The following is a 24,878-nucleotide window of genomic DNA, read 5'->3' on the forward strand; positions in this document are numbered from 1 at the left end:
TTGATCGCCAGATGCTGTACCTCCGGCCGGACGCATCACGCGTCATCGTCCGCGCTTTCAAGCCCGCCACGGAGCCGCGCGATCTCAGGCCGACGGACAAAACCCGCGCCAATCACATTGTCGATCGGATTCTCGCGCTGGACGCGCCGACAGCAGAGGCGCAGTTGGCGGATGTGTTGGAGAATTTTCTGGGCCGTCACCGCAATCTGCTTCAGACCTTCGAAGCCCGCGCCGATGATATGGAGGACGCGCTTCGGGACCACACCCAGTTCACCGCGGTCCAGCGCCAGCTCGTCGGGGCTTACTTCCTGAGCGAGTATTCGTTCGAGGCGTCGGCACTGTTCAATCCCAGCATCGTCCCCCACCCGGATCAGTCCGGATTGGCCAGTGGTGCTCTTCGCTTCATTCTCAGCCTGCGCGCGGTCGGTGAAGGCCATATTTCGTCGCTGACATTCCGGACGGGCCTCATAGCAGAGGATGGCACGGTCAGCATCGATCCGACGGCCCGTCTCGCATCAAACCCGATGGTGCGCCGCCCTGGCTCTGGTCCGAATGGGGAGGATATCGACGTCATATTCGACGGCGGTGAGGATATCAGCGAACGGGTCATCTTTCCGATCACAGCCTCGCAATCGAACGGCATCGAGGATGCGCGCTTCGTCAAATTCAGCGACGCCGAAAAAAATACATACTACGCGACCTACACCGCATACAGCGGTCGTGCGATCCGATCGGAAATCATCGAGACGTCCGACTTCGTCTCGTTTCGCTTCTCTGCCCTTCGCGGCACCGCAGCCCAGAACAAGGGAATGGCACTCTTTCCCCGGAAGATCGACAGTCGGTTCGCGATGATCGCGCGACAGGACAACGAGAACCTCTATTTGATCTATTCGAACGATCTGTACACATGGGATGGCGGCACAGCGATCTTGACGCCTGCCGCCCCCTGGGAATTCGTGCAGATCGGGAATTGTGGATCGCCCATCGAACTGGATGAGGGATGGCTACTGCTGACACACGGGGTTGGTCCCGTCCGAAAATACTCGATCGGAGCAGCACTTCTCGACAAGAACGACCCGACGAAGATATTAGGGCGCCTTCGCGAGCCTCTGCTCCGGCCTGCACCATCCGAACGCGAAGGCTACGTCCCGAATGTGGTCTACACATGCGGTGCCATGCGCCATGGCGACAAGATCATCTTTCCCTATGCGATCTCGGACAGCTACTCGAATATCGCAACGATCGATATAAAAAGCCTGCTAGCGGCAATGGAGCCTTGATGTCTTGCGATGGCACGAACTCCCTCCGATTTCAGAGTCAAGAATCATGAAGCACGAAGACCTCGAACTGATCCGCGAAATCGTCTCGCATGGAGGCGCAAAGTACACGGCCGGCAATATTGATCGCACCAGGTATCAGCGCCTTGTCGATCTTGGCTGGTTATCGCCCGTCATCATGAACAAGACGGATATCGCCTACGAAGCGACCGAAGCGGGCAAATTCGCCGCCGAGTGACGCAATTCTCGCGAGCAGCGTCTCGACGTCAGTACCGCGCAACGGTGTTGCCGGTAGCAAATTGCTCGAGTGCGTGGAGAGCACTCTCTTCATACGTCGCTCCCGGCAGCTGTTTTGCGACCACCATAAGCTTGTCAACGACCGAAAGATGGATCATTTCATCCACGATTTCATACCGGGCTTCGTACTTCACACCAGCCAGCACCAGTTCGACGTGACCCAGCCAAAATCCCTTCAACTTCGGCTGCCGGCCATGTCGATGAATTTCTGGAGTTCCGCAGAAAAGCGAATCGCTTGATCCACACTCAGCCAAAGCTTGGTTGTCGACGTCGGCGAATGTTCAACGACGATCCCGAAGCCGCCCGAATTCGGAACGACTTGGGCTGACCAGTTCGCGGCTTCGCTCACAATCTTCCGATCATTCGGTCTTGCCGTTTCCTGAATGTGGTTGATCTGAATCTTGAACTCGATCGCATCGTCGAACGACAAGGAAATCGGTTCTCCACTAAACTCGAGGATCAACCAGCAATCTCTTTGCTTCGACTTGACGTCCGGGATGAGCTTGAAAGGCATCATTCAACCAAGCGCTCATCGCTGCCGCGGTCAATCAAATTCGCGAGCCTGCCGTATTTCAGCACACGAAAGGCATGATTTTCACCATTGCCGTGGATATCTGCCGCATTTACCGCGAGTTCCTGGTGGCGCTCCGGTGTCTCTCCCTCTAACTGAGGCACCGCGCGCTTGAGCCGCACGGACTTTGTCGAAGGATTTACAGAATGAGCGAAGGTTGGCAGCCGATCGGCACCGCACCGAAGAATGATGAGCGGATCATTGTTGCCGGCGGGACTTGGATAAGGGGCAACAAGGAAAAGCTGCCTCAGGAATTCCCGTGCCTTGTTATCTGGGACGAGACCGAGTGGCTGATTTGCGACAATGAAGGACCGAGGGCGCTCATTCGCGGCCCTAAAGTCTGGATGTCAGTTCCGCCAGTTGAGTTGCCGCCGGCGTCAGAGCTGCTTGCAGGCACGATGTTTCGTTAACCATGCAATGCTACCTCTGTTAGCTGCGGACCTTGTCTGGCGTACCGCATCCAATCTGGAGCACATATGCAGGTCATCGAAATCACCGACTTCGTCGAAGCCAGGCGAGCTCGGCTGGCCCAGTACCATGGGTTGCCGCGTGCGCTTCAGCTCAATGGCCAGACGCTCACGGGATCGGTCAAGTCAATCGTAAGGGATGCGTCTGCGACCAAATGGACCGTTCGGCTCATCGCAGCGCCACCGATCGTCGATAAGAAATATAGCTTGCGCGTCGGGTAGGCCCGACGCGGGTCGTCGCAAAAATACAGACCTCGTGCTTTGAGTCGGACGTTAAGGGGTGCCGAGAGTCCGCCTTTCGTCGTGCGATTGCGCTCGCCGGAAAACTTGGCATGTCTCCGCTGGCAGCTCACGGCCTACATGGACTCGGCAATATCTATCGCGTTACCGGCGAACTGGATCAGGCCGATAAGCAATTCGATCCCGCGACCGCCATGTATCGCGAAATGGATATGTCATTTTGGCTAGTGGACTTGTCCTGGGGCAGGCACGTCCGCAGACGCAACGTCTTATTGACTGACGATACAATGAACCAAATAGTAGCCCCGCTGTAAGCGAAGCTAAACACGGTGCGAACCTCGTTGTAGAGCTTGCGGATCAATCGGTGACTTCTGCTTCTAGGACGACGTCCTCTTGCCTTCGGTCGCCGTCAGAGCGCCGCGTTGCTCGGTACCGGCCAGGCGATAGGCCGTGATGTCGATGGAAGAGCTTCGAAAACGCGGCAGTGGTCTCATAGCCGACAGAGGTCGCGATCCGTGCGATCGCCTCGTCGCTTGTTTCAAGCAAGAATGCGGCCTCCGACATCCGGCGCGCGATCAGATAACTGTACATGGACTGACCGACGAGCTTGGTGAAGCGCGCCGAAAACGCCGAGCGACCTAGCCCCACGCGTTGCCCGAGGTCATCGAGGGTCCAGGGCCGATCCGGTCGTTCGTGGATCAACCGAAGTGCCGGTCCGATGTGCGGGTCCGCCATCGCGCCCAGCCACCCGCCTTCTCCGGGACCAAGCGACTTGATCCAGTTTCGCAGAACCTCGACGAAGAGCACTTCTGTTAGTCGTGACAACGCCACGCCTTGGCCGGGGCGGTCGGCCGCCGACTCGCTCACCATGCGTCGCAGAATCGCCTCGAGCCACGCGCCATCCTCCGTGGGCTTCAGGAGAAGCACGGGCGGGAGTAAGTCCAGCACGCTGCCGCGTGAGGGCCGCGCCACGGTGAACTTGCCGCAGATCATCGTCGCATGCGGCTGCGCGTTGCCGCCGTGACGAACGACGCCACGATCCGCGGCCGATCGATCGAAGTCGAGAACCGAAAATGGCGTCGTTCGGCGATCCGAATAAATCACATGGGGCTCGCCCCGCGAGATGACAACACAGTCGCCGGCGTTCATGCGGAGTTCTGATCCCTGTTCGAGCGCGAGGGTCGCTGAGCCACGACTGATGTAATGAAACATGGCGTACGGGCGTTGTGGCAGCGCCAGATTCCAGGGATGGCCGAGCTCGAAGTGGAACAGCAAAGTCCCCCCGAGGCGCACGCGGTCGAGTACTTCGGCGAGGATGTCCATGGCGGCGATGCTAATCTCGCGGACGATCCGACGCAATACTTGGACGATTGGGCTCTACCGTCCGAAACATCTTCATATTAGGTCCTGCCGAAGCGCGCGGACGCATCGTGCAGTCATCCATCTCCCGAAGGGCAGATGGATGATCCGCGACTTTGCTGAATCGCCTGCCATCCCGGACCTCGCGTCGTTCGTCATCCAATAGGAGCCATTCATGCGAAATCTTCTGCTTTCAACCGCCGCCGTCCTCCTGGCCGGAGCGGCATTTGCCGCCTCCGCCCAGTCGGCCGAACTGCCCAAGGGGGCCGCTCACAACATCGTGCTCGTCCATGGCGCTTTCGTCGACCAGACGAGTTGGCAGCCTGTTGCCGACATCCTCACCAAGAAGGGATACAACGTCACGCTCGTCGAAAATCCGCTCACCTCCCTTGCCGCTGACGTCGATGCCACCAAACAGGCCTTGGCGAAGCAGAACGGCAAGACCGTTCTCGTCGGCCATTCCTGGGGCGGCGTGGTCATCACGGAAGCCGGTAACGACCCCAAGATCTCTGCGCTCGTCTACGTCTCCGCTTTCGCGCCCGACGTGGGGCAATCTCTGGCGGACCTCGCCAAGAGCGGTCCCGCGACCGAAGGTGGTTCGGCGATTCATCCGGACGACAAGGGCAACCTCTACATCGATCCCAAGGTATTTCCGTCGGCCGTTGCGGCCGACCTTCCTCCGGAGATTGCCGCGCACCTGGCTAACTCGCAGCTTCCGTTGAATCACGTTGCATTCGAGGCGCCCGTCAACATTACAGCCTGGCGCGACAAGCCGACATTCTATGTCATCAGCACGAAGGACAAGGTGATCGCACCCGAGGCCCAGAAGTTTTTCGCCGGCAGGATGAAGGCTCAGACGACGGAAGTCGCCGGCAGCCATGCTTCGCTCGTTGTTCATGCGAAGGAAGTCGCGGCGGTGATTGAAAAGGCCGCGCTGGTGAAGTGACAAGACCGCTCCCCGGCACATGCGTGCCGGGAGCGCTACACTGGTCCCACCTGATTACTTCATGCCAAGCATCCGGAGGATGACATGACTGCACTCGACATCACGAGCGAGGACGCCACGCTTGAAACGGCACCCACCCGCTACATCGAAGGGCGCGGAATCCGCTTCGCCTATCGCCGCCTCGGCCCATCGACCGGAACGCCGCTGGTGCTTCTGCAGCATTTCTCGGGCAACATCGATGCGTGGGATCCCGCCGTCGTCAACGTCCTCGCCGCCGATCGCCCTGTGATCGTCTTCGACAACGCCGGAGTCGGTCGCTCGACCGGTCAGACGCCCGACAATGTCGCGGCGATGGCAGGCGACGCGGTCGCCTTCATCAACGCGCTTGGCATCTCCGAAGTCGACCTGCTGGGCTTTTCTCTCGGCGGATGCGTCGCCCAGCAGATCGCTGTCGAGCACGGACGTCTGGTCCGCAAGCTCATCCTCGTCGGCACCGCGCCCAAAGGCGGAGAGGAGCACCTGCTAGCGGTTCTCCAGGAGGCGTTTTCCCAAACCGATGCGCCCGACCCCCGCCTGCCGCTGTTCTTCACGACGTCGTCCGCCAGCCGCTCGTCCGGCCTGGCGTTCCTGAAGCGGACGCAGGTGCGCAAGGACGACAGGGACACCGACAACGGCAGCGCGGTCACCGATCCGCAGGCCAAGGCGTTGATCACCTGGTGCGCCACACCTGATCCCGAGCACGCCGTTCTGCACGCGATTCGTCAGCCCACTCTTGTGGTCAGCGGTAGCCACGACACCATGCTTCCAGCAAACAATGCCTATGCAATGTTCAAAGAACTCAGCAACGCCCAGTTGGTCCTCTATCCCGATTCAGGCCATGGCGCTCTGTTTCAGCACAACGAGATCTTCGTCAGTCACGTCCGGACTTTCCTGAACGCGTAACCGGCGGCCGAATGATCGCTGGCGAGAGGTCGACGCGATCATACGCACTTTATCCATGAGAGTTATTTCGGAGGATAAAATGAAAATAGAGAAAGTCGAGGTCGAACGTTTCAGCCTTACGAGCTCAAAGCCATTCGATGCCGTTGTGGCCGCGCTCAAGTCGGCTGTCGGGCAGCCCGACATAGTCGAATTTTTCAATGCGTCGAGGGCGGCAAATTCCTTCCCGGAGTTGGAGCGCGTTGTGTAAAGCGGGCTCGGCCGCACGGGCTTTATGCTTTTCGCTGAATTCGACTCGGGCGCGGTTCTGCGTCGTGAAACCGGTTCAAAGATGCCTAACAGCATGCGGTTTTTGGTGGGAAATCCACTCATCATGAAAGAAATGGTCAAATACGTACCCGATGCTGGATCTTACGCTCCGGTTACAATCCTCATTGATGAACGTTCCGATGGCGTGCATCTCTCCTATGACAGAATGGAGAGCTATCTCTTGCCATATGGCAGCGCAGAAGCACTCGCCGTCGCCCGCAACCTCGATGCGAAAATCACGACCTTGCTGCGCGAATGTGCAAACTAAAACTTCCCGATGACGTTTCGGTCGGTGGAAGTGAGCGTCTCAAAGCGGCAATCGCGCAACGCGAGAACGCAACTTCGTGACGCGAGCGAGACGAATGGCCATTAAACCAGGAAGAGAATTCCGACATGTACAAGAAACGTCTTGCCCTCCTCATCGCGACGGCCCTTTCGACAATGGCTATCACGGCTGCTCCCGCCGCCAGTGCTGAGCCGCTGGATGCCGCGACCCTTAACACAATCAAATCGCAGTTTGGCAGGCTCATGGAATTGGCCAACAACCACGATTTCAAGGCTCTGCATGAGATGTTTTGGCAATCGCCGTCGACCCTGTTGGTGGCGAAGAGCGCGATCCCGTCCGAGGGGAACTGGGCCGGCTTTTGGGGCAACGAAGCTATTGATCAAAAGCTGCATGACATCGGTAGCTCCGGTCCGGTCGTGCTCGAGCCAGATTATTCGAAGCTCAAGATTGTCAGCCTAACGCGCGACGTAGCAGAGTCCTATGTGCCGATGAACATCACGGTCTCATATGCGGGACAGGATGGGACAGCAAGGCCGTTTCTGATGATCATCAATTGGCTTCGCGTCGGGAAGGACTGGAAGGTCGCGTCCGAAATCATTCTGCCGGTGCCGCCGACGCCCGCTGCGAAGGGCTAGGGCCCCAGGCACCTGTTAAGCGACATCTCGCCGAGGAGTTCAGGTTGGGAGCCAGCCTTCGGATATTTGCGGCAAACATCCCAGAGCTTGAGCATCTGCTTTGCGCCATAAGGGGCCATCGACCATCCACCACCGCGATACCGGGCTTAATGTCCTCAATCTTTTAACCAGGAGGAAATCGTCTCGTTAAGATAGTCCGGTACTTCATGCTGAATGAAGTGGCCAACTCGAGGCACGATTTTGACCGTGAGATTATCGGGGTTTTCCATCCATGATTTTTCAAGATCAAGAGTGCTCAACAAAGCATGGCTCTCCTCGATTCCGTGCACATGCAAGACTGGGCATTTGATAACGGCACCGTAGATTTTCTTCATGGTCGGATCGAAGAGGTTGAGCGCAAACTGAGAGAGACTGTAGTTGGCTTTGTAATAGGTCATTATGGACAAGATGGACGATTTTGCGAAAGCCTCAATATAACGACGCTTAACCTCTGGATTTACAACCCAGTATGCCAAATCTTCCGCAGTCAGATTGTCGCCCTTGCCTCGAGCGAAGAACCGTGTGGCGTAGGCGCTGGCCCTCGTCTGCGCGATAGGATGATTCCAGGGGAGCAATTCCTTGGTGATGGCGCCAGGATGAGGAACGCTGAGGACGACAAGTCTTTCGACCAGATCCGGATTTTGCCCGGTGAATAGCCATGACAAAGCGGCGCCCCAGTCGTGCCCGATCAGGATGACCTTGCGGCCGTTTCTCTCTGCGTTGATCACGGCGCGGATGTCATCAAGGAGAACCGGAAACTTGTAGTTCTCGACGCCTTCTGGCCGATCGCTCAAATCGTACCCGCGCAGATCAAGAGCGACCACCTGATAGTTTGCTGAAAATATCTGGATCTGATTTCGCCAGGAATACCAGAAGTCGGGAAATCCGTGCACGAACACCATCAGCGGCTTTTGATTGGATCCCATTGTGACGTAGTGGATTTTCGTTCCCGCATTGTCCGCATACTTGTGCAGAAGGTTCGGATCCTTATCGATATCAACGGCAGGCTCGCTCAACGCGGTCGGGATTTTATTGTGCCAGACGGCCTCGTCTGAAGTCTCCCCGGAAGCAACCTGAGTGAACATCGCAGTGAACATGGCGGCTCCTAAAAGCAACATTGAGCAGATTCTGGAGGCCATCTCAGTGATCCCGTTCGCTAGAACAGTTGCCGAAATCGAAGTTCCTCGAACTCATTTGATTATTTCCTGCGCAGCAATCTGAGGGATTTGCATATGCCGCGTGCAACTTCTGGATTGCGATTTGATAACGGTGATACGGCGGGACATATTTACTATGGTGATCGCCATAGTATGGCGATCGCCATAGCTGTGTCAAGCGAGGCGTGGTATGCTGACGGATGCCCCGTAAGACCGACGCCCGCGATCGCGCGATTGCCACTGCCGAGCGACTGTTTCGCATCCAAGGCTACACTGCGACCGGATTGAACCAGATCATTCAAGAAAGCGGCTCGCCTAAGGGATCGTTCTATTTTCACTTTCCGCGCGGCAAGGCACAGCTCGCCGAAGAAGCAATCGATCACTACGTTGCGAGGCGAATTGCTGTATTGCGGGATATCTCGGCGAATACAGCGGGAGATGCTCTGAATTTCGTTCATCGGCTTTTCGGCACATTCGCCGCCGAAATGGTCGCCTCTGATTTTCAGTATGGATGTTTAATGCAAAATCTGGCGAATGAGCTGCCTGCGCTCGACGCTGAGCTGACCAAACGGGTAGCGCGCGGATTTGTTGATTCGACCGAGATTGTTGCGGAGCATTTTAGGGGGTGCGGTTTCGCTTCCGCGCGCGCATCTTCTACGGCAGCGGCATTGGTAGCCGCCGTCGAAGGCGCGCGAACAATCGCTCGCCTGGAACGCACGCCGGCGATATTCAAGGCTCTGGCGGATGTTAGTGTCCAGGGGTGGGCTGCCCCCAAAGGGTGATCCAGGATCAGTGTTAGCGCCCGGCGGCGCGGATAGTAGCTGCGATCCTCGACCGTCTTGGCGCTGCAATTGTTGTCACCGGCCGCCCCTAACGCCTCCTCTCGATAGCGGCGATGTCAGCTTCGGGTCATTTCAGACGAATTCAGCGGGGCGCGATCTCGTCTGCAACACGGTGTCAATATGATCGATCGACCGCTTTGCGCCAAAGGCGGACGGCTTTGTTGCCGGTCGTTATCGTTCCCCGATATTTACGAACGCAGACGACTAGGTCGCAATCCTTGCGCAGCGCCTACGGAACTAGATCAGACAATTGATGCTTGATGAATTGTCCAGCTGACCTGAGCGCCAACCTTGCGTCTGTAAGACCGCCATTCCACAGAGGCCATGCATGGATCATGTCGGGCCATACCTCCAACGTCGTCGCGACGTCGGCTATCGCGGCAGCCTCCGCGAAACGCGTCGAGTCTGCGAGCAAAGTTTCGGCTGACCCGACCTGAATGAGTGTTGGTGGAAATCCGATGAGGTCCGAGAACAGCGGAGACAGAAACGGGCTCCTGCGGTCGAGCGATGCCGGAGCAAAGGCGTCAGCCAGTTCCTCGAGGTAGCCACGGTGGATGATCGGATCGATCTGATCCTTGCTTTGTAGCGTCGTCCCGGACATTGAAAGATCGGTCCAGGGCGAAATAAGCCAAGCGCATGCCGGCGACGCTTCATTGGCTCTGCGCAAGGCGTTGATCAGGGTAATTGTGAGATTGCCGCCAGCGCTGTCACCGCCAACTACTATATTGCTGGCGTCTATGCCCTGCTGGCGCAGATATCGCCAAGCGCTCATCGCGTCGTCGTGAGCGGCAGGAAACGGATTTTCCGGCGCGAGCCGATAGTCAATCGCCAGGGTGCTTATGCCAGCAGCCCGCCCCGCCTCTGTCACGAGGCGTCGATGACTGAGGATTGATCCCGAACAAAAACCGCCGCCATGAAAATACAGAAGCACGCGCGTCGTATCTGCCCCCGGTGAGAAGGACCATTCCCCCGCGACATTTCCGCAATCAACAGTCCGCAACTCGACATCGACGGCCACCGGCCAGATCGACCCGACTTCGTCAAGTCGCTGCCGGCGCTGATCCCACCCGACCGGGCGGGGCTTTGACAACAGTACTGCGCGAATATTCGCAATCCCACTTTCGGCCAAGGATAATTTCCCCCGAAAACTCGTGAAAATTGAGCGGCAATTTCAAAACTTCGCAGAAGCAAGTCTAGAGGGAACGCGGGTATTGCGCCAGCAGCGGACAATTCCGCATAATCGTGAATCTGACATCGCGTGGCGCTCGGCGCCCACTTGTAATTCGCCAGTCGTGCTTAACTAGAACGAGGGCTGTTCTTCACAAGGTGGAGGATGCTGCAATGCGTGAACCAAACCCTGAAAAGCTGAACGCACTCGTAGGAAAGCTGGTCAACGACCTCGGCATTTCACTCGGCGGTGCCAGTATACTGCTCGGCGATCGTCTCGGCCTCTACAAGGCAATGGCGGATGGAGATGTCTTCACGCCTTCGGAGCTTGCTAAGAAGACCGGCCTGCATGAGCGTTATGTCCGCGAGTGGCTCTCCGGCCAGGCCGCCTCTGGTTACATCGATTATCACCCTGAGAAAAACGCGTTCTCGCTCTCGGCCGAACAAGCGATGGCGTTCGCCGAGGAGGGGTCGCCAGCTTTCTTCGCCGGTGCATTCGATGTCGTGCAGTCCACCTATCTCGACGAACCCAAGGTCGCCGAAGCATTTCGAACAGGAAAGGGCGTTGGCTGGCATGAGCATTCGAAGTGCCTTTTCTCGGGCACCGAACGGTTCTTCAGGCCGGGCTATAACGCCAATCTGGTTTCGAACTGGATTCCGACGCTCGAAGGCGTCGAAGCCAAACTGAAAGCTGGCGCCAAGGTGGCCGATGTCGGATGCGGCCACGGCGCCTCGACCATCGTGATGGCGCAGGCGTACCCCAAATCCAAGTTCTTCGGGTTTGATTACCACAAACCTTCGATCGATCGCGCGAAGGTCCTGGCCCAGGAAGCGGGGGTCGGAGACCGAATTGAATTCGCACAGGCCAGTGCCAAGGATTTTCCGGCAAAAGACTACGATCTCGTCGCTTTCTTCGATTGCCTGCACGACATGGGCGACCCCGTTGGTGCGGGCAAGCATGTCAAGGAAACACTGGCCAAAGACGGGTCGTGGATGATCGTCGAGCCATTCGCTCATGACAATCTCAAGGATAATCTCAACCCGATCGGCTCCATTTTCTATCACGCCTCGACATTCATTTGTACACCCGCGTCGCTCTCTCAGGAGGTGGGCTTGGGGCTCGGTGCCCAGGCAGGTGAAAGCAAATTGCGTCAGGTCGCGACTGAGGCAGGATTCAAGCGCTTCCGCCGGGCGACTGAGACGCCTTTCAACATGATCTTCGAAGTGCGTTCCTGATCGATCAGATCAACGGTGCGGAGCGACCCGGATGCCGCGGGAAATGCGGCTTCTAGGGGCTGCGTCGCTCTGGATTGATGTCACCTGTCGACAGGAGCGCTGCAGATACAGAAAGGAGCCGCTGCAAAAACATCTCGAAAGTGTAGTTCCGTTAAAGTGAAGAACTAAATTCCATCATCTGGCGATGAAGTAGGGAGACGGCGGAATACGCTGCGCTATTCCGCTCTACGCTTGCTGGCTTATACGGCCGATATAAGTCGTGTGGAAATCTCTTTAACAAGGGTAGCTATGTTGTTCTGCGTCTCTGATGACATCTTACGGAGTTTTTCTTTTTCGGCAGATACTCTAAGCCAGAATTGATAAGCTAACATTGTTTTAGATATTTGATTTTCCTTCACATAATGCGAATTCTCGCACTCATACGCCAATTCTGGTTCTCCCAGCACCAGCGATTTAAAATCATCCGTGCTGAAAATATCCTCGATGCCCTTTCCGCTAATCTTGATCATTCTTGATCGCGAGAGAATTTCGTCGTCCGCAAAAATGCGCCGCTTTATGCCGTTAAATACCGATCGTCCTGTCGGGTCATCGTCAACCGCGATAATGAAATCGAGGCCCCAGCCGATGAACATGCTTGCGAGAGCCTCAACGTTATTCGCTCCAGTAGCGGCAATGAAATGCGCTTCCTGTTTCTCTCCAGTAATTTTCCAAAATGACTTCAAATAGTAGAAACCGCTCATTTCTTCCAAGATGACGTTGTTTCTCTTTTTAATTACATTTTGCTGGGAGAAATCGGCTCCCATCGCAGTGAGGAGCGGAGATAGCGTGTCGCGCGATGCTCCTCCGAGTTTGTGCGCATGCATGACTACGGTGGGCGTATCGTCATCCAGTCCCTCCCGCTGCACAGCTAGCACGCGATAGAGCTTGTCGTACTCGATCATGTGAGGACTGTGAGTCGAGTAGATGATCTGTTGATCATTCTTAAGCTTGTTTATGAGGCTTAGTACGTCCGCTTGTGCTTTTGAATGAAGATTCGCTCCGGGCTCGTCGAGTAGGAATAGTGTTCCGAGCGAGCTTTCGTCGGCTGCTTTAAGCTGAAGGTAGAAGGAGAGGAACCATCGGACGCCTGTGCTTCTTTGTTTAGGGTAGAGATGATTCTGGCCATCAGATATCCAGAAGATCAAATAGGGCTGTCCCGCTTTTCCTTTTTCGTTTGATCCGTGAAAATTCAGGTCGCATCTGAGGTGAAGTCGATCGCTGTGACCGATCGTTTGACTCCAAAATGTTGCAAAGTCAGAACTAACTTTCTTGTTGCCTCGATTTAGCAAATTTTCGCGGGATCTGATGTCGCCACTCATCAGTTGGTCGAGGTCTATTCCTGCAAGGGCTAGATAATTTGAAGCCGCTGTTGCGCCTTCGCCTACCAATTCATGATCCCCATCTTTAGTGGTGATATCGATGCTGTCGGGTAGTAGTCCCGTTTCTTCGTCAAATAAAACAGTTAGTGGTGCCGCCTCGAATACAGCGCTGGCCACAAGCTCGGTTGTCAACTCTGATTGAAAGTCGGTCTCTTCATGCTGACTCCGCTCCTCGGGCGTAATATGCTGTCCCGATTTAAGCAGTCGTTCATTTGGCGTCCAACGCGCTGCCAAAGCTGCGGATAGCTCCGGGTCGTTAATATTACGCTTGGCGACAAACTTTTCCTCACTACCGTTCGGAGCAGGATCCCAGCTTATCGAAAATTCCAGATGGCCTTTTACACTGAGTAAGTGCTCAGACAGCGCCTGCATCTGAGCTTCAGGATAGTCCACCAGCCATGTTGTGAGTTCGGAATAGTTAGCAAGAACACGGGCGGAAACACTCGGATGTGGCGCTCCTGCGCGGTGGTCATCGTCTTCAACTGCGGTATGGCTAAAAGTCTTTTCGAGAGCAGAAAGTATCGAGCTCTTGCCGCTCTCGTTCTGGCCTATGAGTACTGTGGTTGCATCGCTCGACAAAGAGCACCAACCTGTGTCTTTGATCGAACGGAAGTTCTGAATTCGAAATTCCAATAATCTCATTAACGGCTTCCTTGCCCGCAACTATAGATTTTTCTTTTGCAATTATCACCTTTTACTCGATGCGCCATCTATTCTTTGAACGATATTAGACGAACAATAGTCGCACCCGGATTTCGAACTGCTGCTAGGCGATACATACGTGATTCGAAATAAATTCCTATTTTGTTGACAAGAGTCCAGAAAGAGTATATATTCCTCTCCATCCCGCTCCACTTGAGGGAGCGTTACCGGGACGCCGACTGGCGCGGGGCGGGATGTGGCGCCTGCGGGCGGGAGGGAGACGTTCCCTCACGCACTCGGGAGGCCTTGGGTCACCGTCCGGCCCCACTACGGGGGTCTGCCACTCATGCTGGCTGGACGTGGCATTGGTGAACGGCGGGAAACCGTCGGGATAAGCGGACTGCGGAGGTCTGCGCCTTTGCCCGGAAGAACGGTCCCGGGGACAGAAATCGCCACGATGGAGCGTCGAAAGGCGTTTCCGCGGCCTCTGCTGTCCGGCGATCCGGACACTACGCTGCGGCACTGTTACCAAGTCGCGCCTTTCGGCGCTTCATCTCCCTCATTTGTGAGGGAGACCCCCGGGACTGCCACTCACGCGCTTGAGGCGCGGGCAAGGACGGCGCGTGGCCGTCACCCAAGTCACTCATATCCAGTCATCATCGTCACAACGGGAGTTCACATGATCATCTCGCAACACGACGCTTGGCATCTCGCGCAGCGCGCCAGGGCCAAGAGCGACCTGGCGGCCAAGCGGCTGTCGGATATGATCGTCGCCGTCTGCATCGAGGAGATCGAGCGCGGTAATGCGAACATCCTTCGCACCCATCGCACTTGCGTCATCAAGGCCTGTCGTCGTGCACACCATTGCACAGGCAGCCGGCCGATCTGTCTTCTGTTTCAACGACGGCGCGTTCTGAATGCCGAGCAGCAGCAAGCGATGCTGGACGAAATGTATTGGCGCGTCCTGGAGGCGCTCGTCGCCAGCGAGGCGGCGTGATGGATTTGTTAACCGGCATCGCGCGCTGCGGCAGCGCTACGGTGACACCGCCTGCGGGGTCCGTTAGTGTCGCGCGCAACAGAGCGCGCCGATGCGCGCTCATAGCCGGGGTTTCGCGACATGCGCGCAGTGATGATGACGACATTTTCCACTTCGCGCCCGCGCGGCATCGCACTCGCTGTCATCGCGGTGCTGGCGCTGCTCGATGTGACGCTGCTGGTGGCGCGCGAATTGCCGAGCGTGCCAGTGCTGCAGAAGGTCGGCTTCGATATGGAGTCCGCCGGCTTCAAGGCGCGCTTCGCCAACGATGCCGCAGGGAAGGCGGCCTTAAGCAAATTACCGGCCTATCGCTTCGTCGTGCACAATACGCCGAAGGGTCCGCGCTATCTCTATGCCGATCCCGCCAAATGCATGTGCACCTTCGTGGGCAATCGCGACAATTATCTGAACTATCAGGATATCGTGCGCCGTGGCCTGCCGCAGGCGGATTACGTGGCGCCGGACTACAAGACGCAGGCGAGTGCGCTGCTCTCGGACGATCCGATCGCGTCGGACCAGATCGACTGGCAGCCCGACAGTCTCGCGGATGCGTTCCGGGATTATTACTGATCGCGATCTCACCCCGCCTGGTGAAGCTTCGCTTCAACCTGGAGCGGGGAGAGATCAGAAACTCAGCCGTCGATCTTGCCCGCGATGATCGGGCCGAACAGCTCCCACTTCTCGCCCTTGAAGCGCTGCATCTGCAGCTGCTCGATCGGGTAGAAGTCGGTCGCCGAGGTCGAGATCGTCACGCCGGGCAGCAATGTGTCGGGCGCGAATTCCTTGAGGTTGGCTGCTTCCTTCATGATGTTCGCGCGGGTCAGGTTGTCACCGGCCTGCTTGAGCACCTGAACGATGGTCTGCGCCTGCCCATAGCCATAGACGACCGAGCCGTCGCTCCTGTCCATGGTGGGCGCATATTTGGCGAGGAAGGCGTAGAATTTCTTCATGCCCTCGTCATTGTCCCAGCTGGAATCGGCGCCGTCCTTCGCGTAGTTCGCCGACAGGATGCCCTGGGCGATCTCGTAACCCGCCGGCTTCATCACGCCGCCGACCGAAGAGCCGACATTGCTCTGGATGAAGGTTGGTTTCCAGCTGAGCTCCGCCACTTTCTTGATCGCCTGCGCAGCGAATTTCGGCGTGGTGAAGCTGACGAAGGTGTCGGCATTGGTCGACTTCAGCTTGACGATGTGGGACTCGATGGTCGGCTCCGACACTTCATAGCTTTCCTCGGCGACAATCATCGATGCCGCCTTGGCGCCGAGACCATCCTTCAGACCCTTCAGCATGTCTTTGCCGAAATCGTCGTTCTGGTACATGACCGCGATCTTGGCGTCGGGCTTTTCCCGCAGCAGATAGGCTGCATAGATCCTGGACTCGCTCTGATAGGCGGGCTGCCAGCCCATGGTCCAGGGGAAGTCCTTGTAGTCGCCGAACTTGGTCGCGCCGGTGGCCACGAACAGCTGCGGCACCTTCTTCGCATTCATGTATTTCTGAATGGCGGAGTTCGATGGCGTGCCGAGCGAGCTGGCGATGAACAGCACTTCGTCGGATTCGACGAGCTTGCGGGCCTGTTCCACGGCCTTCGGCGGCGAGTAGCCGTCGTCATAGGTGATGTAATTGATCTTGCGGCCGTTGATGCCGCCCTGATCGTTGATCATCTTGAAATAGGCTTCTTCCATCTTGCCAATCACGCCATAGGCGGAGGCGGGCCCGCTATAGGGCATGATGTTGCCGATCTTGATCTCGGTATCGCTGGCGCCGGTGTCATATTTTTTCTGGGCGAAGGCAGTACCGCCAAGGGCCGCACTGAGGGCTGCGGCAACCGTGAACGTCATTGCACGCGAGCTGAACGAAGGCATTTCTGATCTCCCTGATCTCTTGATAAAACCGCGCGTATTCTTGTTTTTGTTGAATGCTGCGGCGCGCCGGATTGAATACTTTTCCGCTGCAACTAGCAAGAAAAAGCCCCTCACGACTTTCGTCGTAAGGGGCTGTTTTATTAAGCAGTTTTAATGTTCCGCCGTTCGGAAATGCGGCGGTTGAATACCATTCTCAGCAGTGCGAGACGAAGCGTCGCCCTGCGGCCAGACGGTGTGGCTTACCCGCCGAGCTTGCTGTCGATCGGCGGGCCGAACACGTCCCACTTCTCGCCGGTGAAGCGCATCATGCGCAGCTGCTCGATCGGGTAGAAGTCGGTCGCCGAGGTGTTGATCTTGACGCCCGGCAGCAGCGTGTCGGGTGCGAAGTCCTTCAGGCTGGCGGCCTGTTTCATGATGTTCGCACGCGTCAGGTCGTCGCCGGCCTGCTTGAGGACCTGAACCACGGTTTGCGCCTGGCCGTAGCCATAGGCAGCCGAGCTTTCGGCCGGATTGGCGAAGGGGGCGTATTTGGCCAGGAAGTCGAGATACTTCTTCATGCCCTCATCGTCCTTCCACTGCGGATCGATGGCATCCTTGGCATAGGCCAGCGACAGCACGCCCTGCGCGTTGTCGATACCCGCCGGACGCATCACTGCGCCGACCGAGGAGCCGACATTGCTCTGGAAGAACATCGGCTTCCAGCCGATTTCGGCCACCTTCTTGATCGCCTGCGCGGCGAATTTCGGCGTCGAGATCGAGACGAAGATGTCGGCGCCAGATGCCTTCATCTTGACGATGTGCGAGTCGATGGTCGGCTCGGACACCTCATAGCTGTCTTCAGCCACGATCATCGAAGCCTTCTCGCCGAGACCGTCCTTGAGGCCCTTCAGCATGTCCTTGCCGAGGTCGTCGTTCTGGTAGAACACGGCGATCTTGCCGTTCGGCTTCTCGGTGATCGCGTATTGCGCGAAGATGCGGCCTTCGCTCTGATAGGCTGGCTGCCAGCCCATGGTCCATGGCGCGGTCTTGTATTCGCCGAACTTGGTCGCGCCGGTGGCGACGAACAGCTGCGGCACCTTCTTGGCGTTCAGGTATTTCAGGATCGCGGTGTTCGACGGCGTGCCGAGCGGACCGAACACGAACAGAACTTCGTCGGATTCGACCAGCTTGCGGGTCTGTTCCACGGCCTTAGCCGGGCTATAGGCATCGTCATAGCTGACGAAGGTGATCTTGCGGCCGTTGATGCCGCCCTGATCGTTGATCATCTTGAAGTAGGCTTCTTCCATCTTCCCGATGATGCCGTAGGCCGAAGCCGGGCCGCTATAGGGAATGATGTTGCCGATCTTGATCTCGGTATCGCTCGCCCCGGTATCGTATTTCTTCTGGGCATTCGCGGAAGTTGAGAAGGCGAGAAACGCAAACGCCGCGCTCGAGAGCGCGGCGGTGCGCAGAAAGTTTCTGCAGTTCATAGGTCCTCAGTGTTTACGTAGTTTGCCTATCAAGCCCTGTGCCAAATAGGCGAGTTGCCTGGCCCCGTTCGGGAGCAGGAAGATGATGATGATCAGGATGACGCCGAACACGGCGCCAGACAGACCCTTCGAGACGTGTTCCGCGATATTCGGAACGAAGACGATGAAAGCCGCGCCGGCCAGCGAGCCCGGCAGCCAGCCAACGCCGCCGACGACCATGCCGAGGAACAGCGCAATAGCGAGCTGGATGGTATAGCCATCGGGCGCGACGAACTGCACGGCGATGGCGCCGAGACCGCCGGCAACGCCGGTGATCCCTGCGCTGACGCCGAAAGCCAGCGTCTTGTAGAGCGAGACGTCCACGCCCATCGCCGAGGCGGCGATTTCGTTGTCGCGGATCGCCATCATGGCCCGGCCGGAGCGCGACTTCAGCAGGTTGACCGAGAGGATGTAGATCAGGATCGTGACTGCGAGGGTGAAGAAGTACAGCCACATGTCCTGCGACACTTTCAGACCCAGCGAGGCCAGGATTTCCGGTGCATCAGGCTTGGTGACGACAAGGCCCTGCACGCCGCCGGTCCAGTGTTCGAACACGCCAAGCTTCAGGAGCTGCGGCATCGCCACCGCGAGGGCGAAGGTCGCCAGCGCGAGGTAGATGCCGGAGAGCCGAAGCGCCGGCAGGCCGAACAGGAAGCCGGCGATGAAGCAGACCAGGCCGGCCACAGGAAGCGTCAGTGCGTAGTTGACGCCGGCATGTTCCATGAGGATCGCCGACGTATAGGCGCCGAGGGCGTAGAACGCGCTCTGGCCGAGCGAGAACTGGCCGCTGGCGCCGGTCAGGATGTTCAGCGCGAGAACCGCGATGGCGTAGATCAGCCACATCGTCATCTGGAAGATGATGAAGTTCTTCACGAACAGTGGTGTGACGATGAGCAGCGCCAGGATGATCAGCGATGCCAGCGGGCCGAGCGCCATTGCCTTTTTGGGAACGGCAGCGACCACGGGAGCGGCGGAGACGTCTTGAACGGTGCTCATGATCAAACTCGCTTCACGATGGCACGGCCGAACAGGCCATTGGGTTTGACGACCAGCACGGTGATGATCAGCGCCAGGGCGATGGGCAGTTTCAGCTCATTGCCGACACCCGGGATATAGGTGCCGACGAGGTTCTCGAAGACGCCGACAAGGAACCCGCCGATGACAGCACCCAGTGGGCTCGTGAGCCCGCCGACGACGGCCGCGGCAAATCCGTAGATCAGCACGCCGCCCATCATGTTGGGCTCGAGAAACACGACGGGGGCGATCAGCATGCCGGCGATCGAACCGATCGCGGCCGCCATGCCCCAGCCGAGTGCAATCATCCATGACGTGTTGATGCCGACCAGCCGCGCCGATTCAGGCATCGACGCCGCTGCCCGCATCGCAAGGCCCACGCGGGTGTAGCGGAAGAAGATGAACAGCAGGACGAGCAGGATGATCGTCACGCCGATCATGCCGGCCTGATGCGTCGAGATCAGCTGGCTGCCCAGGAAGGGCGACGAGCCGAACGGCGAGGGAAACTGCTTGATGGTGAAGTCCCAGGTCAGGCCCGCGACGCTGTTGATGATGGCGAATAGCGCGATGAAACCGGCGACGTGGGTCAGCACCGGCGCCTTGGCGAGCGGCTTGAACAAAGCCCGCTCGATGACGATGCCGCCGACAAAGGAGAAAATCAGCGTGAGCGCGAATGCGCCCCAATAGGGTATGCCCCACTGCATCATCTGCCAGGCGACGAAGGTCGAGAACATCGCCATTTCGCCCTGGGCGAAGTTCAGGTGGTCGATCGCCTGGTAGATCATCACGACCGCGAGCGCCATACAGGCGTAGATCGCGCCGGTGGCGATGCCAGCCAGGACTTGGTTGGTAAAGAGTTCCATGGCCGCCCCCTCAATATCCCAGATACGATTTACGGACGTCTTCATTGTTCGCGATCTCGTCGGCAGTGCCGGACATCACGATGCGTCCTGTTTCGATGACATAGGCCTTGTCGGCGAGTTCGAGCGCGAGCTGCGCGTTCTGTTCGACCACAAGAATGCTGACCTTGTCCTCGCGGTTGATCTTGCCGAGGATCTTGAACAGATCCCGCACGATCAGCGGCGCGAGGCCAAAGGACGGCTCGTCCAGCAGCATCAGGCGAGGACGCAGCATCAGCGCGCGGGCGACCGCGAGCATCTGCTGTTCACCGCCGGACAGCGTGCCGGCCTGCTGGGTGTGGCGCTGCTTGAGCACCGGGAAGTGGGCATACATGCGCTCGATGTCGTCACCGATCGCCTTGGTGTCCTTGCGGCTGATCGCGCCGAGCTGCAGGTTCTCTTCCACCGTCATGGTGGTGAAGGTGCCGCGGCCCTGGGGAACATGGGCGATGCCCAGCCGCACGATGCTTTCGGTCGACTTGTTGTCGAGCTTCTTGCCCTCGAACTCGATCGAGCCCGTGGAGCGGATCATGTTGCAGATCGAGCGCAGCGTCGTGGTCTTGCCGGCACCATTGGCGCCAAGCAGGGTGGTGAGGCTGCCTTCCTGCAGTTCGAATTCGAGGCCGTGCAGTGCCTGGACCTGGCCGTAATACGCACGCAGGTCTTTTACGTGAAGCATCGCGGTCATGAGTCTTTGTCTCCCAGATAGGCCTTGATCACAGCAGGGTCTTTCTGGACGGCAGCAGGTGTGCCTTCAGCGAGCTTCTTGCCGAAATTCAATGCGACGACGTGGTCGGCGATCGACATCACGAGACCCATGTGATGCTCGACCAGGAGCACCGTCACGCCGCGATCGTCGCGGATGCGGCGTATCAGGTCGCCAAGGATGTAGACTTCCTCATGGTTGAGACCGCCTGCGGGCTCGTCGAGCAGCAGGATCTTCGGTTCGGCGGCGAGCGCACGCGCGAGTTCGACGCGCTTCTGCGTGCCGAAGGGAAGACCGCTGACGATCGTATCGGCAACGCTGTGCAGATCGAGATAATCAAGGATGTCGTTGACGTCCTTGTTGATCGCAGCTTCTCCGCTCCGAACCCATGGCAGCTTCAGCGAGTCGCTGATGATGTCGCTGTTGGTGCGCGCATGTTTACCGACGCGGACATTGTCACGCACTGTCAGGTTCGGAAACAGCGCAACATTCTGGAAGGTGCGGCCGATGCCAATCTCGGAAATCTTGTGCGCCGGACGATTCAGGATCGTCTGGCCGTCCATCAGGATATCGCCCTTGCTCGGCTGGTAGAGCCGGCTGAGACAATTGAACAGCGTGGTCTTGCCGGCGCCGTTCGGTCCGATGAGGCCAAGGATGTGGCCCTGTTGCATGTCGAACGAGACGCCGTTCAACGCGATGATGCCACCGAACACAACGCTGACGTCGCGAACTGAAAGCAGCGGCGCCGTCGATGCGACGGGCGCGCGCGCATCAGACCGAGTCTGAGTGAGTTGTGCCTGCGTCATGTGCGGCGCCCCTCGATCGTCGGCTGCGGCGAAGTCTTGCGCAGGTCACGACGATGAAGGCTGTCAGAGCCCTTCAACAATGCGTGCAACTTTCCCTCCTGATTTGATTTTTTTGCTGTCGAGTTTTTTGGATTGTGGTGCAGCTGCCCCCCCGAGCGCCGCTTCGATGTTTCTTACCATCGCCAATAGCCGAGGTCCAATATCGTTGAGCAAGCGCTCTTCCGTGAAACGGAACGCGGGCGCGCCGCAATTAAAGGCATATGGACCGGTGCCGTCATTCAATGTCATTGCGACACCGGCAGCGTGCACATCGTCCTGCCACTCGCCAGCCGAGATGACGAAGCCGTGGCGTGCGACCATTTCGCCTGCGCGCTCAAGCCCGTCGCGCATCTTCGACCAGCGATGTCCGTAGTGCTCGCGAAATTCGCGCAATAATTGGGCACGTTCTTCCGGGGGCAGCGCCCAGAAATAGGCGCGGCCCATCGCCGTGGTTGCAATGGGAATGCGCGAGCCGACGTCGAGTTGAACGCCGACAGTGAGACTGGAGCGGCTCTGCCCGAAATAGATCATGCTGAGACGATCGCGTGCGCCTACTGCGCAGGCACCGCCGGTCTGCCGCATCAATTCGTCGCGAAATGATTCCGAGAGATGCTTAACGCCCAAGTTCGCAAGTGCAGCATACCCCAGGGCCATAGCTGCTGGCGCGAGCTGATACTTCTCGAAGCGCGGCACAGGTGTAAGGTAGCCCAACTTCGTGAGTGTGTAAGTCAATCGCGAGATGGTTGGCTTCGGCAATTTGGTGCGGGCTGCAATCTCCTGATTGCCGAGAAGTCCGTCATTGGGGCGAAATGCACGCAACACATCCAGGCCGCGGGCCAGTGCGACGACGAAATTGCGATCTGTCGCCACATTCCTCGCTGGACGTTTCATGCTTCCCAAAATTTGCTTTTGTCAGTTTCATACGATTGCTGTGCGGCCCTCGTTGACAAGGGACGCTCTTCAAAATAACCCTCCGTGTCAAGATGTGGAATTAAATTTCGCAGTGCGAAACTAAGAAAATCAGACCTATAAACGAGCCAAGGAGAATGCCGTGAGCGATGTCGTAAAGCTTGAGCGTCATGATGAAGTCGCGATCGTCACGATCAACTCTCCCCCTGTAAATGCGCTGAGTGCGGCGGTTCGCCGCGGCATTTTTGAGAACGTCAAAACGGCCGCTGCCGATCCTGCCGTGAAGGCGATCGTCATCGCATGCGCAGGCCGTACCTTCGTTGCCGGCGCTGACATCACCGAATTCGGCAAGCCGCCGCAGTCGCCCGGATTGAGCGAAGTCATTGCGGAAATCGAGAATTGTTCCAAGCCGGTGATCGCCGCGATCCATGGCACCGCGCTCGGCGGCGGCCTCGAGCTCACACTCGGCTGTCATTTCCGCGTGGCGACAAAAGAAGCCAAGCTCGGCCTGCCTGAGGTGAAGCTCGGCCTGCTGCCGGGTGCCGGCGGCACACAGCGCCTGCCGCGCGCAGTCGGTCCGGAACTCGGCGTCAAGATGGTTGTCACCGGCGATCCGATCAGCGCTGCTGAAGCCTTGAAGAACGGCTTGATCGAAGAGATCGTCGAGGGTCCGGCCTCGGGCGCAGAAGCTTTTGCGCGCAAGGTGATCGCCGAGAAGCGTCCGCTGCGCCTGCTGCGCAACGACGATTCCAAGCTCGCTGCCGCGCGCGCTGATCGCACCATCTTCACCAACGCCGCCGCAGCCGCCAACAAGAAGAACCGCGGCATGAATGCGCCGCTGGCCTGCGCCGAAGCCGTGAGCTGGACGCTCGACGTGCCGTTCGACGAGGCGCTCAAGAAGGAGCGCGAGATGTTCCTCAAGCTGGTCGCCGACGACCAGTCGAAGGCGCAGCGTTACGCGTTCTTCTCAGAACGAGAAGCTGCCAAGGTTCAGAACGTGCCGGAAGGCGTCAAGCCGCGTCAGGTCGAGCGCGTCGCCATCATCGGCGCCGGCACCATGGGCGGCGGCATTGCGATGTCCTTCGCCAATGCCGGTATTCCCGTCACGCTGATCGAGACCGGCGAGGAGCAGCTCAAGCGTGGTCTGGGTATCATGCAGAAGAATTACGAGGCGACTGCAGCCCGCGGTGGCATTCCTGCCGACGCGCCGGCCAAGCGTATGGCGCTGATCAATGGTGTTGTTGGTCTTGAGAACGTCAAGGACGTCGATCTGGTGATCGAAGCGGTGTTCGAAACCATGGCGATCAAGAAGGAAGTGTTCACCGCGCTGGATGCCTATGCCAAGCCGGGCGCCATCCTCGCCAGCAACACGTCCTATCTCAACATCGACGAGATCGCAGCCGTCACCAAGCGTCCGCAGGACGTGCTCGGCATGCACTTCTTCTCGCCGGCCAATGTCATGAAGCTGTGCGAAATCGTCCGCGCCGACAAGACTGCGCCGGATGCGCTCGTCACCGCTGTCGCTGTCGCCCGCAAGATCGCCAAGGTGCCGGCGGTGGTCGGCGTCTCCGACGGCTTCGTCGGCAACCGCATGCTGGCGGCCCGTTCCAAGCAGTCCGAGAAGCTGTTGTTCGAAGGCGCGCTGCCGCAGCAGGTCGATGCCGTCGTCACCAAGTTCGGCATGCCGATGGGTCCGTTCGCCATGGGCGATCTCGCCGGCCTCGATATCGGCTGGCGCTCGCGCAAGGACCGCGGCATCACCTCGCCGATCGCCGATGCGCTCTGCGAAGCCGGCCGCTTCGGTCAGAAGACCGGCAAGGGCTATTACAAATATGAAGCCGGCTCCCGCGCGCCGGTGCCGGATCCGGAAGTCGAGAAGCTCATCGACGATACCTGCCGGAGCCTGGGCCTGACCCGTCGCGCCGTCAGCGATCAGGAGATCCTGGAACGCATGATGTATCCGATGATCAACGAGGGTGCGCGCATCCTCGAAGAGAAGGTGGCATCGCGTCCGAGCGATATCGACGTGATCTGGCTCTATGGCTATGGCTGGCCGATCTATCGCGGCGGCCCGATGTTCTATGCCGATCAGGTCGGCCTCAAGCAGATCGTCGAGCGCCTGCAGTTCTATGCCAAGCAGACCAACGATCCGTCGCTGGAGCCGGCCGCGCTGCTGAAGAAGCTGGCAGATGAAGGCAAGACCTTCGCGTCGCTGGCGAAGGGCTAGCTTGCCTTTGGTAGCCGCGTTGATACGCAACGCTCACAATACGTC

The 24,878-nt window shown here is 58.2% G+C and carries 26 protein-coding genes and 1 pseudogene; 13 read left to right on the plus strand and 14 right to left on the minus strand.

The window, feature by feature from the left end; genetic code table 11:
* The first annotated feature begins 11 nt into the window (after window positions 1-11).
* Together SFY93_RS10970 and SFY93_RS10975 are read left to right on the plus strand one after the other, a co-directional pair.
* Window positions 12-1,280, plus strand: a complete 1,269-nt coding sequence (locus SFY93_RS10970; RefSeq protein ID WP_320447101.1) for a glycoside hydrolase family 130 protein — start codon at window positions 12-14, stop codon at window positions 1,278-1,280.
* A 46-nt stretch (window positions 1,281-1,326) separates the two neighbouring features.
* Window positions 1,327-1,515 carry a TenA/THI-4 family protein gene (locus SFY93_RS10975; protein WP_320447102.1) on the plus strand — a complete coding sequence of 63 codons (189 nt, stop codon included), beginning with the start codon at window positions 1,327-1,329 and terminating at the stop codon, window positions 1,513-1,515.
* Window positions 1,516-1,543: 28 nt separating this feature from the next.
* Here SFY93_RS10975 and SFY93_RS10980 read toward each other — a convergent pair whose 3' ends face one another.
* From SFY93_RS10980 to SFY93_RS10990, 3 genes are read right to left on the minus strand one after another with little or no spacing between them, the layout of a single operon-like run.
* Window positions 1,544-1,753 carry a hypothetical protein gene (locus tag SFY93_RS10980; protein ID WP_320447103.1) on the minus strand — a complete coding sequence of 70 codons (210 nt, stop codon included), beginning with the start codon at window positions 1,751-1,753 and terminating at the stop codon, window positions 1,544-1,546.
* Window positions 1,750-2,091: a hypothetical protein gene (locus SFY93_RS10985; RefSeq protein WP_320447104.1), complete on the minus strand. Its 342-nt coding sequence runs from the start codon at window positions 2,089-2,091 to the stop codon at window positions 1,750-1,752. Before SFY93_RS10985 ends, SFY93_RS10980 begins: the two co-directional genes overlap by 4 nt.
* Window positions 2,088-2,267 (minus strand): hypothetical protein, encoded by a 180-nt coding sequence (locus tag SFY93_RS10990; RefSeq protein WP_320447105.1) that lies wholly within the window; start codon window positions 2,265-2,267, stop codon window positions 2,088-2,090. The genes SFY93_RS10985 and SFY93_RS10990 overlap by 4 nt, the downstream gene beginning before the upstream one ends.
* Window positions 2,268-2,291: 24 nt before the next feature.
* On the opposite strand from SFY93_RS10990, the gene SFY93_RS10995 reads away from it, so the two are divergent.
* A complete protein-coding gene (locus SFY93_RS10995) occupies window positions 2,292-2,555 on the plus strand; it encodes a hypothetical protein (protein ID WP_320447106.1) in 264 nt (87 codons plus the stop codon).
* A 66-nt stretch (window positions 2,556-2,621) separates the two neighbouring features.
* Window positions 2,622-2,834 (plus strand): hypothetical protein, encoded by a 213-nt coding sequence (locus SFY93_RS11000; protein ID WP_320447107.1) that lies wholly within the window; start codon window positions 2,622-2,624, stop codon window positions 2,832-2,834.
* 375 nt (window positions 2,835-3,209) lie between these two features.
* On the opposite strand, the gene SFY93_RS11005 is transcribed toward SFY93_RS11000, so the two are convergent.
* Window positions 3,210-4,175, minus strand: a complete 966-nt coding sequence (locus SFY93_RS11005) for an AraC family transcriptional regulator (protein WP_320447108.1) — start codon at window positions 4,173-4,175, stop codon at window positions 3,210-3,212.
* Window positions 4,176-4,386: 211 nt separating this feature from the next.
* Here SFY93_RS11005 and SFY93_RS11010 point away from each other — a divergent pair, with 211 nt between their 5' ends.
* From SFY93_RS11010 to SFY93_RS11025, 4 genes and pseudogenes are all read left to right on the plus strand, one after another.
* Entirely contained in the window at window positions 4,387-5,157 is a 771-nt protein-coding gene (locus SFY93_RS11010; RefSeq protein WP_320447109.1) for an alpha/beta hydrolase, read from the plus strand.
* An 84-nt stretch (window positions 5,158-5,241) separates the two neighbouring features.
* Window positions 5,242-6,099: an alpha/beta fold hydrolase gene (locus tag SFY93_RS11015; protein ID WP_320447110.1), complete on the plus strand. Its 858-nt coding sequence runs from the start codon at window positions 5,242-5,244 to the stop codon at window positions 6,097-6,099.
* Window positions 6,100-6,178: 79 nt separating this feature from the next.
* Window positions 6,179-6,673, plus strand: a pseudogene (locus SFY93_RS11020) (DUF302 domain-containing protein).
* Between the two features lie 125 nt (window positions 6,674-6,798).
* Window positions 6,799-7,326 carry a hypothetical protein gene (locus SFY93_RS11025; RefSeq protein ID WP_320447111.1) on the plus strand — a complete coding sequence of 176 codons (528 nt, stop codon included), beginning with the start codon at window positions 6,799-6,801 and terminating at the stop codon, window positions 7,324-7,326.
* Between the two features lie 155 nt (window positions 7,327-7,481).
* Here SFY93_RS11025 and SFY93_RS11030 read toward each other — a convergent pair whose 3' ends face one another.
* Complete coding sequence (locus tag SFY93_RS11030) at window positions 7,482-8,462, minus strand: alpha/beta fold hydrolase (protein WP_320447112.1); 981 nt, start codon at window positions 8,460-8,462, stop codon at window positions 7,482-7,484.
* Window positions 8,463-8,722: 260 nt separating this feature from the next.
* On the opposite strand from SFY93_RS11030, the gene SFY93_RS11035 reads away from it, so the two are divergent.
* Window positions 8,723-9,304 carry a TetR/AcrR family transcriptional regulator gene (locus SFY93_RS11035; protein ID WP_320447113.1) on the plus strand — a complete coding sequence of 194 codons (582 nt, stop codon included), beginning with the start codon at window positions 8,723-8,725 and terminating at the stop codon, window positions 9,302-9,304.
* Window positions 9,305-9,593: 289 nt separating this feature from the next.
* On the opposite strand, the gene SFY93_RS11040 is transcribed toward SFY93_RS11035, so the two are convergent.
* Window positions 9,594-10,493, minus strand: coding sequence for an alpha/beta hydrolase (locus SFY93_RS11040; protein WP_320447114.1), 900 nt, complete (start codon window positions 10,491-10,493; stop codon window positions 9,594-9,596).
* Between the two features lie 212 nt (window positions 10,494-10,705).
* Between SFY93_RS11040 and SFY93_RS11045 the strand changes: the two genes are divergently transcribed.
* Window positions 10,706-11,767, plus strand: a complete 1,062-nt coding sequence (locus tag SFY93_RS11045; protein ID WP_320447743.1) for a class I SAM-dependent methyltransferase — start codon at window positions 10,706-10,708, stop codon at window positions 11,765-11,767.
* 239 nt (window positions 11,768-12,006) lie between these two features.
* Here the strand turns inward: SFY93_RS11045 and SFY93_RS11050 are convergent, their stop codons facing one another.
* Window positions 12,007-13,827, minus strand: a complete 1,821-nt coding sequence (locus tag SFY93_RS11050) for an ATP-dependent nuclease (RefSeq protein ID WP_320447115.1) — start codon at window positions 13,825-13,827, stop codon at window positions 12,007-12,009.
* 679 nt (window positions 13,828-14,506) lie between these two features.
* Here SFY93_RS11050 and SFY93_RS11055 point away from each other — a divergent pair.
* Together SFY93_RS11055 and SFY93_RS11060 are read left to right on the plus strand one after the other, a co-directional pair.
* On the plus strand, window positions 14,507-14,824 hold the full coding sequence (locus SFY93_RS11055; protein WP_320447116.1) for a hypothetical protein: 318 nt from the start codon (window positions 14,507-14,509) through the stop codon (window positions 14,822-14,824).
* A gap of 120 nt (window positions 14,825-14,944) precedes the next feature.
* On the plus strand, window positions 14,945-15,433 hold the full coding sequence (locus tag SFY93_RS11060) for a hypothetical protein (RefSeq protein WP_320447117.1): 489 nt from the start codon (window positions 14,945-14,947) through the stop codon (window positions 15,431-15,433).
* A 62-nt stretch (window positions 15,434-15,495) separates the two neighbouring features.
* On the opposite strand, the gene SFY93_RS11065 is transcribed toward SFY93_RS11060, so the two are convergent.
* From SFY93_RS11065 to SFY93_RS11095, 7 genes are all read right to left on the minus strand, one after another.
* The gene (locus SFY93_RS11065) at window positions 15,496-16,701 is read right to left on the minus strand and encodes an ABC transporter substrate-binding protein (RefSeq protein ID WP_231081190.1); all 1,206 of its coding nucleotides are present in this window, start codon (window positions 16,699-16,701) and stop codon (window positions 15,496-15,498) included.
* Between the two features lie 263 nt (window positions 16,702-16,964).
* The gene (locus SFY93_RS11070; RefSeq protein ID WP_184513957.1) at window positions 16,965-18,194 is read right to left on the minus strand and encodes an ABC transporter substrate-binding protein; all 1,230 of its coding nucleotides are present in this window, start codon (window positions 18,192-18,194) and stop codon (window positions 16,965-16,967) included.
* A gap of 6 nt (window positions 18,195-18,200) precedes the next feature.
* A complete protein-coding gene (locus SFY93_RS11075) occupies window positions 18,201-19,229 on the minus strand; it encodes a branched-chain amino acid ABC transporter permease (protein ID WP_320447118.1) in 1,029 nt (342 codons plus the stop codon).
* Window positions 19,230-19,231: 2 nt separating this feature from the next.
* Window positions 19,232-20,110 carry a branched-chain amino acid ABC transporter permease gene (locus tag SFY93_RS11080; RefSeq protein ID WP_089261600.1) on the minus strand — a complete coding sequence of 293 codons (879 nt, stop codon included), beginning with the start codon at window positions 20,108-20,110 and terminating at the stop codon, window positions 19,232-19,234.
* A 10-nt stretch (window positions 20,111-20,120) separates the two neighbouring features.
* Entirely contained in the window at window positions 20,121-20,834 is a 714-nt protein-coding gene (locus SFY93_RS11085; protein WP_116663743.1) for an ABC transporter ATP-binding protein, read from the minus strand.
* Entirely contained in the window at window positions 20,831-21,658 is an 828-nt protein-coding gene (locus SFY93_RS11090) for an ABC transporter ATP-binding protein (RefSeq protein WP_320447119.1), read from the minus strand. Before SFY93_RS11090 ends, SFY93_RS11085 begins: the two co-directional genes overlap by 4 nt.
* A gap of 63 nt (window positions 21,659-21,721) precedes the next feature.
* The gene (locus SFY93_RS11095) at window positions 21,722-22,588 is read right to left on the minus strand and encodes an IclR family transcriptional regulator (RefSeq protein WP_320447120.1); all 867 of its coding nucleotides are present in this window, start codon (window positions 22,586-22,588) and stop codon (window positions 21,722-21,724) included.
* 160 nt (window positions 22,589-22,748) lie between these two features.
* Here SFY93_RS11095 and SFY93_RS11100 point away from each other — a divergent pair, with 160 nt between their 5' ends.
* The gene (locus SFY93_RS11100) at window positions 22,749-24,833 is read left to right on the plus strand and encodes a 3-hydroxyacyl-CoA dehydrogenase NAD-binding domain-containing protein (protein WP_320447121.1); all 2,085 of its coding nucleotides are present in this window, start codon (window positions 22,749-22,751) and stop codon (window positions 24,831-24,833) included.
* Window positions 24,834-24,878: the final 45 nt, after the last annotated feature.

It is taken from the genome of Tardiphaga sp. 42S5 (assembly GCF_034044155.1).
GTDB classification, from domain to species: Bacteria; Pseudomonadota; Alphaproteobacteria; order Rhizobiales; family Xanthobacteraceae; genus Tardiphaga; species Tardiphaga robiniae.